General features: G+C 59.1%; 7 protein-coding genes. All 7 read right to left on the bottom strand.

The window, feature by feature from the left end:
- Positions 1 to 149: 149 nt before the first annotated feature.
- The 7 genes from glnA to AVMA1855_RS26195 all read right to left on the bottom strand — a co-directional run bounded on the left by glnA (position 150) and on the right by AVMA1855_RS26195 (position 7244).
- Positions 150 to 1565: a type I glutamate--ammonia ligase gene (glnA, locus tag AVMA1855_RS26225; protein ID WP_272551879.1), complete on the bottom strand. Its 1416-nt coding sequence runs from the start codon at positions 1563 to 1565 to the stop codon at positions 150 to 152.
- Positions 1566 to 1734: 169 nt separating this feature from the next.
- Positions 1735 to 2556, bottom strand: a complete 822-nt coding sequence (locus tag AVMA1855_RS26220; RefSeq protein ID WP_284427965.1) for a competence/damage-inducible protein A — start codon at positions 2554 to 2556, stop codon at positions 1735 to 1737.
- The gene (locus AVMA1855_RS26215; RefSeq protein ID WP_284427964.1) at positions 2553 to 3431 is read right to left on the bottom strand and encodes an EI24 domain-containing protein; all 879 of its coding nucleotides are present in this window, start codon (positions 3429 to 3431) and stop codon (positions 2553 to 2555) included. The genes AVMA1855_RS26220 and AVMA1855_RS26215 overlap by 4 nt, the downstream gene beginning before the upstream one ends.
- Before the next feature lie 37 nt (positions 3432 to 3468).
- Complete coding sequence (locus AVMA1855_RS26210; RefSeq protein ID WP_284427963.1) at positions 3469 to 4512, bottom strand: sterol desaturase family protein; 1044 nt, start codon at positions 4510 to 4512, stop codon at positions 3469 to 3471.
- A 38-nt stretch (positions 4513 to 4550) separates the two neighbouring features.
- Positions 4551 to 5366, bottom strand: a complete 816-nt coding sequence (locus AVMA1855_RS26205) for a polysaccharide deacetylase family protein (RefSeq protein ID WP_284427962.1) — start codon at positions 5364 to 5366, stop codon at positions 4551 to 4553.
- A 12-nt stretch (positions 5367 to 5378) separates the two neighbouring features.
- Positions 5379 to 6338, bottom strand: coding sequence for a YncE family protein (locus AVMA1855_RS26200; protein ID WP_502870390.1), 960 nt, complete (start codon positions 6336 to 6338; stop codon positions 5379 to 5381).
- Positions 6339 to 6503: 165 nt separating this feature from the next.
- The gene (locus AVMA1855_RS26195) at positions 6504 to 7244 is read right to left on the bottom strand and encodes a 16S rRNA pseudouridine(516) synthase (protein ID WP_284427961.1); all 741 of its coding nucleotides are present in this window, start codon (positions 7242 to 7244) and stop codon (positions 6504 to 6506) included.
- Between the last annotated feature and the right edge of the window lie 156 nt (positions 7245 to 7400).

Below are 7400 nucleotides of genomic sequence, written 5' to 3'. Positions count from 1 at the left end.
AGCAGCGGCCCCACCTGTCCCTAGAATACAAAACGCCCGATGCGGTGCACCGGGCGTCTCTTGCAAGCCAATTACGGCTAGGGTTCAGTCCCGCATAGGTGTCAACCTATTCCAGGACGGGTCAGTGTCCCGTGGCCGCAGCCCAGGGATCACAGCGAGTAGTACATGTCGTATTCCACGGGGTGGGGAGCCATGCGGAAACGCGTGACCTCACCCATCTTCAGGTCGATGTAGGCGTCGAGCATGGAATCGGAGAACACGCCGCCCTTGGTCAGGAAGCCGCGGTCCTTGTCCAGATACTCCAGCGCCTGATCGAGGCTGTGGCACACGGTCGGCACCAGCTTGTCTTCCTCGGGCGGCAGATGGTACAGATCCTTCGTGGCGGCTTCGCCGGGATGGATCTTGTTTTCCACGCCGTCCAGGCCGGCCATCATCAGGGCCGAGAAGCACAGGTACGGGTTGGCCGATGGATCGGGGAAGCGTGCCTCGATGCGGCGGCCCTTGGGGTTCGCCACGTAAGGAATGCGGATCGATGCCGAGCGGTTGCGGGCCGAGTAGGCCAGCTTCACCGGGGCTTCGAAGCCGGGCACCAGGCGCTTGTAGCTGTTGGTGCCAGGGTTGGTGATGGCGTTCAGGGCACGTGCGTGCTTGATGATGCCGCCGATGTAGTACAGGGCGAAGTCCGACAGGCCGGCATAGCCGTCGCCAGCGAACAGGTTCTTGCCGTCCTTCCAGATGGACTGGTGCACGTGCATGCCGGAGCCGTTGTCGCCAGCGTAGGGCTTGGGCATGAAGGTCGCGGTCTTGCCGTAGGCATTGGCCACGTTCCAGACCACGTACTTCAGGACCTGCGTCCAGTCGGCGCGCTCGACCAGCGTGCTGAACTTGGTGCCGATCTCGTTCTGGCCAGCGCCCGCCACTTCGTGGTGGAACACTTCGACAGGGATGCCCAAAGATTCAAGGATCAGGGACATTTCAGCGCGCATGTCCTGCGTGCTGTCGACGGGGGGCACGGGGAAGTAGCCGCCCTTGACCGTGGGACGGTGGCCGCGGTTGCCACCTTCGAGCTTGGCGCCGGAGTTCCAGGGCGCTTCGTATTCTTCGATCTCGAACATGACCTTGCCGGGCTCGTTGGACCAGCGCACGCCGTCGAAGATGAAGAATTCAGGCTCAGGACCGAAGAACGCCGTGTCGCCCAGGCCGGAGGCCTTCAGGTAGGCCTCAGCGCGCTTGGCGATGGAGCGGGGGTCGCGGTCGTAGGCCTTGCCATCGCCCGGCTCGATCACGTCGCATTGCAGGAACAGCGTGGTTTCCTCGAAGAACGGGTCGATGTTGGCGGTGTTGGGATCGGGCATGAGCTGCATGTCCGAAGCTTCGATGCCCTTCCAGCCCGCCACCGAAGAGCCGTCGAATGCGTGACCCGAAGAGAACTTGTCCTCATCGAAATGGGACACGGGCACAGTCACGTGCTGTTCCTTGCCGCGGGTATCGGTGAAGCGAAAGTCAACAAACTTGACCTCGTTCTCCTTCACCATCTTCATCACGTCTGCAACGGTCTTTGCCATCAGGTTCTCCAGGATTTAAGCGCTTGTTGAAAAAAACACCACGAAAGAAAAGCAGGTTGCGTGCCAGCCAGGTGCTGCAATGCACTAAGGCGGAGCACGCCCTCTTCCAGATCTGCCGCCCCACTGAATTTGCACCATTGAAGTGCAATTCATGGCGCAAAACAGGGCTCTAGAGATTTCGCACCATTTCAGGGCCGCAGTTTGCACCAAATTCATGCAATGCTGCCTGTAACTCGGTCCAGGCGGCGGGCACCAACTCTGCGGGGCCTTTGACGCCAAGCTCGATGTGGCGCCCATGCACGGGATGGTCCACGCTCGGCAGGCTGAAAACACGTACCGACGCGTGCTGGCTTTCAATCCGCTCCATCAACGGCGTCAGAGCCGCCTCCATCGCGCCGTAGACCACGACGGAATGCTCGGTTTGGGGGGCGCGATTGAACCACTGCGCACAGTGGCGGTCCAGCACCCATTCCACCATCGGCCAAGCCATCACGGGAAAGCCCGGCACGAAATGCACGGCACCGCCGGCACCGCCGTCGCATGAAAAACCAGGAATCTTGTTGTACGGGTTCGGAATGATGCGGGCCCCCTCGGGAAACACCCCCATGTTCAGTCGGTGAACATTGTCCGCACGGTCGGGCTCATAAGGCACGCCCTGCTCCGTCGCGACGTCCTGCATGCGCTCGCGAATCAACAACTCTGCCTCCGGATGCAACCGGAGCGGCACGCTCAGCGCGCGCGCAGCGCATTGGCGGGTGTGATCGTCGGGCGTGGCACCGATACCGCCGCAGGAAAACACCACATCCCCGGAAGCGAAGGCACGCTGCAGGGTCGCGGTAATGCGGCCTGGGTCATCACCCACATAGTCGGCGTAGGCCAGTTGCAAACCGCGTGCTCCCAGCAGCTCGATCACCTTTGGCAGGTGCTTGTCGGCGCGCTTGCCGGACAGGATTTCGTCGCCAATGATGATGAGTCCGAAGGAAGGCGTCATGGTGCGGGGTTTGCGGGTGCAATGGGGGTAAGGATGGGAGTGGGTACAGCGCCAGCACCGCCGCCGGCACTACCGCCGGTTTGTTCGGCACGCAACTGTTGGAGCGCGTCCAGCGCGTAGTGAGTGAACCACAGGGAAGAGAAGGCGAACACCAGGGTATAGATCCAGACGGCCAACGGAATCAGGACTAAAAACGCCGCAGCGAACAACACCCCGGACGCCCAGACGATTCCAGGCGCTGCCCCCAGGTAGCCGCACAAGATGCCGATGGTCAGCAGGCGCATGCGGTGGCGCTTGAAAATGGCTTCGCGCTCCTGTCGGCTCGCATGCTCGGCCAACGCGTCGAACGCCATGACGCGGTAGGTCAGCCAACCCCAGATCAGCGGTGGCAGCACCAGCACCAGCGGTGGAATGAGCCAGAGCGGAACGGACACCACCAGCGCCGCCATGGCGGCCATCGTCGCGCCGAGAGACCATGCCAGGCTGGCCACCATCGACGCGCCGCGCTTGCGCTCCAGCAATGGGAAACGGCGCTTGGCCACGACCGTCACGAGCGCAGGCGTCATGATCACTGCGACCACCAGCACCGAGAAGATCATGATCACCGGCGTCGAGAGAACCACCACGATCAAAGGAGCGATGGCGGCAGGTGCCTGCTCGATGCCCCAGGCCTGAAACCATCCCCAAACCATCGCCAGAATGTCCGATGACTCCAGTGCGGCGCGGACCGCCTGCACCGCAATGCCCCAGAAAAAATGACTGGCCACCCAGGCCAACAGCAGCATGAGCAGCAACGGCAGCAGGGAAAGCGCAATCACGCGGGGATGCAGGCAATAGGCGGCAGCGCGCCAGAAGGAATCGATCAGCAATGCCATGGCGCAAGCATAGCGTGGGCAGAAGTCCGACCGCTGGCTAGGCTTTGCCCAGGAGACGCAAAACACCTCGCCACTGCTGCGCCCAAAACCCCTGCCCATAGTTGCGAACACCGCCATCCGGCCCTGGCTGGACCTGATCCCGGACACCGGTAGGGTCGTATCGCAGTTCGAAATTGGCAGTCCGAAAGAGGATGTCCCACCAAGGCAGCAACACGCCGAAATTGCAGCCACCCAAGACCGTGACGGGCTTCTGGATGGGTTCGGCCGGGACATAGCGCTCCGCCATGACCTTCGATGGAGACCGGACCGGGCGCATCGTCACCGATTCGTGCCCGATGCCGATCGCATGGTGCAGGCGGTGAAACCGGGGACTCACCCAGAGACGCTCCCCCCAGCGGCCGAACCACACACGCAAATTGGCGTGATGAAAGTTCTCGCTCAATTGGGTCAAGGCCACGATGGCCACGAATTGGCCAGGTGCCACACCGATCAGTTGCGCCACGGTGACCACGATCGCATCCCGAAGCAGGTCATCCAGAAGGTGGTTGCGGTTGTCGCTCCACATGGTCATCTGCCGCTGCGAGTGGTGCAGCGAGTGCAGCCGCCACCACCATTCGAAGTGGTGTTGCCCGCGGTGAATCCAGTAGTCCAGGAAGTCAAACACTGCCAGATAAACCAGCAAGCTGACCCAAGGCAGGTCGGTCACGCCCGGCCATAGCGCATCCAGATGGAACGTGCTGATACCGTCCATGCGCAGCGCGCCGAAAAATGCGTCCCACAGCGGATCGACACTGAAGAAAAGTGCCAACCGAAACAGGCCGAGGCGGTGAATCAGTGTGTAGACAATGTCCGTCCGCACGGCGGCACGGTCGAGCAGGGGCTCTACAGGCCGCCAGCGCTGCAGCGGCGCAATGATTGCCAGCATCACCACCAGCTGCAGCAGTCCGACCAGCAGCCACCCGGTAGCGGCATAGCCATCCTCCAGCAGTCCCGCCATGCCCGTCGCGAACATCACAGGCTGAATGACCGACTCGAACAGCCATTGCTGTGCGGTATCAAAACCGTTAGTCAACCAATCCATCGCTCACAACTCCTGTCCTGTCCATCGACTGATCGGACTCAACGCTTGCCCGTCAGCCAGTCGCGGTAATCGGGATGGTCATTCAGCGTTCTGAAGCAGAAACCGCGCTGCTTCAACCCGTCGATCAGCGGCTCCAACACCGTTGGAGCCCACGGGTCCTTTCGCGACCAGATGCCCAGATGGGCCAACAGAATGTCTCCGCTGCGAATATTGTCCAGTGCTTTCTTCAACAAGGCTGCATTGCTGAATTTTTCACTGGGCAGTTCATCGCCCAGGAAGCCTGCTGGCGACCAACCCACGTGCGCATAGCCGCAGGCTTTGGCAACGGCCAGAAGGCGAGGCGATGTCTTTCCGCCAGGCGCCCGGAAAAGTGGAAGGGGCGCCGTCCCCGTCACTTCGCGCAAGCGATCTGAAGCCCTTCGTATCTCGCTGCAATACTGCTCAGCGCTGAGGGTCAAATCCTTGCCTGCCTGAGGGCCAGAAGAGGAACGCACATGGAATTGCGGCGCAGTCGGCGTGCCAGCATCGGCACGCCAATAGGTATGGTCCATCGTGTGAGAGGCAAACGCATGCCCTTCTGCCGCCCGTGCATGCCACCACGGAGCCCAGGCCGTTCCCAAACTGCCATCGCCCGTTTTTGTTTTTTCATTGGCTGCAAAAAAAGTCACAAGGACTTTTTTTCGTTTGAGCACATCGGCAACCAAGGGGGCAATTTCCATGTGCCCCGTATCGAAGGTCAGGTACAGCGGTTTTTGGCAATCGGCTGCTTCAGCCGCTTCCGCCGTACTCACGGCCCCAGATGCTATCAAAAAAATAGCATATAGACCCACGAAGGTCGAAGTGCGCAATGCCATTTTTTTCCAGTTTTATCTGGGAGCGTGCTGCAGAGTCCAGACGCCGTGAGGCGATTTGCCCACATTGATTTTTTGAACGACCTTCCGCTCTACCGTGTCGATGACCAACATCTTGCGGGCCCATCGGGCACTGACATAAATCCACCGGCCATCCGCAGAAACGTCCATGCAGTCTGGCCCACCGGGCGCAGGATAGGTATCGACGACTTGCCGTTTGACCATGTCGATCTTGCTGATCGTATTGGCGACCCGATTGCTGACATACACATGGCGCTTGTCACCTGCACCGCGGAACGCATGGGCACCGCTGCCGGTCTTGATCCTTTGGACGCTACGGGGCGTATTTTCAGACACGTCGAACACCTCGACACTGTCACTGCCCGTCAAACCGATGAACAGAAACTTATCGTCCGGGCTTCCGTAGATGTCGGCCGGCATGGCTCCCGTCTTGATCCGCCATTTGACCTTCTGGGTTGCGATGTCGATCGCAACGAGTTCATCACTGTCCTGCATCGTGGAGTAGACCGTTCGGCTCTGGCTATCCACCCACAGATGGCTCGGGGTTTTGGCTGTCGCAACCCTTTGTACCAAAGTCAGGTCTTTGCCATCCCAACGATAAAAGTCCACGTGGTTCAAGCGATTGGCCGCGGTGATCAGCCATTTCATGTCGGGAGTGAACCGCAAATGGTAAGGATCAACAATGCCTCGCACCGTACGTTGCACCTGGGCGGTCTTGGGATCGATGAAGGTCAGCGTATCTGCCAGCGCATTTGCCACCACGAGAGATTTCTCGTCCGGTGTCAGGTACATGTGATGCGGCTCTTTCCCCGTGGGAATCCGCGAGGTTTCCGTCCAGGTAGCCGGATCAATCACGCTGATATCCGCTTCAAGCGAGTTCAGCACGAACACAGGAGGGGGTGACGAAGGGGCCGCACTGATCACAGTCGCAGCAAAAAAAGCCCACCCCAACAACGCACCGCGGAAACATCCGCCAAATGAAAACTTCACAGCATGTACTTTCACAACACGCGGCAGTGTAGCCGGTGCAAGTACACCGTATCTGCCCATTCGGGTAACAACCCGGCACCTCATCAGCCCAAGGCAAGAGACGACAAAAAATTGATAGTCAGCGGCAGGCTAGCTCGTCAAGGCCGCAAGATCATTGTCATCAAGCCATTTCCACTGTCCTGGCGCCAGATCGGTTGGCAATGCCAGATTGCCGATACGCGACCGGTGCAGGGTCTCCACACGGTTCCCCACTGCAGCAAGCATGCGTTTGACCTGATGGTACTTACCCTCCGTCAAAGTGAGGCTTACACCGTGATCGGATGTCTGAACACAAGCAGCGGCTTTCACCGCAACAGGATCATCATCAAGTACGACGCCTTCGAGCAAGCGGGAAATTTGAACTGCGCTCACAGGGTGTTTCGTCGCCACTTCGTACACTTTGGGAACATGTTTTTTGGGAGAACTCATGCGATGAATGAATTGCCCGTCATCGCTGAGTAACAGCAGTCCCGTCGTGTCTTGATCCAAGCGCCCTACCGCTTGCACACCCTGTATTGCACTTTTACAAGGTCGTTGTCGCAACGGCACAGGCAGCAATGTGTAAACACTTGGATAAGTGGAAGGTTTCTGAGAGCATTCGGTCCCTGATGGCTTGTGAAGCATCACATAGGCTTTGGGTTGGTACACCCACGTTTCCTCTTGAACCTGAAACCGCAATCCATCCGGCGTTACATCAACAGAGGAATCCGCGCAAATGCTGAATGCATCAGCTTTCGGGTCAAACAAGCGCACTAAGCCTCGTTGGACCAACCCTGCACATACCCTTCGTGTTCCGAAACCCTGGGAATAAAGAATATCTTGTAATTGCATGTGACTACAACTGTATCGCTTGATTCAAAATTTTCATTCTCCAAAGCAAAGCGCCCCGACATCGTTGGATGTCGGGGCGATTTGGGCTGTAAGAGCCTGACGATGACCTACTTTCACACGGGAACCCGCACTATCATCGGCGCAAAGTCGTTTCAC

The sequence above is a fragment of the Acidovorax sp. SUPP1855 genome, from assembly GCF_030158955.1.
In the GTDB taxonomy this organism is placed as follows: Bacteria; Pseudomonadota; Gammaproteobacteria; order Burkholderiales; family Burkholderiaceae_C; genus Paracidovorax.
This window is presented reverse-complemented; position numbering and strand designations above follow the sequence as displayed.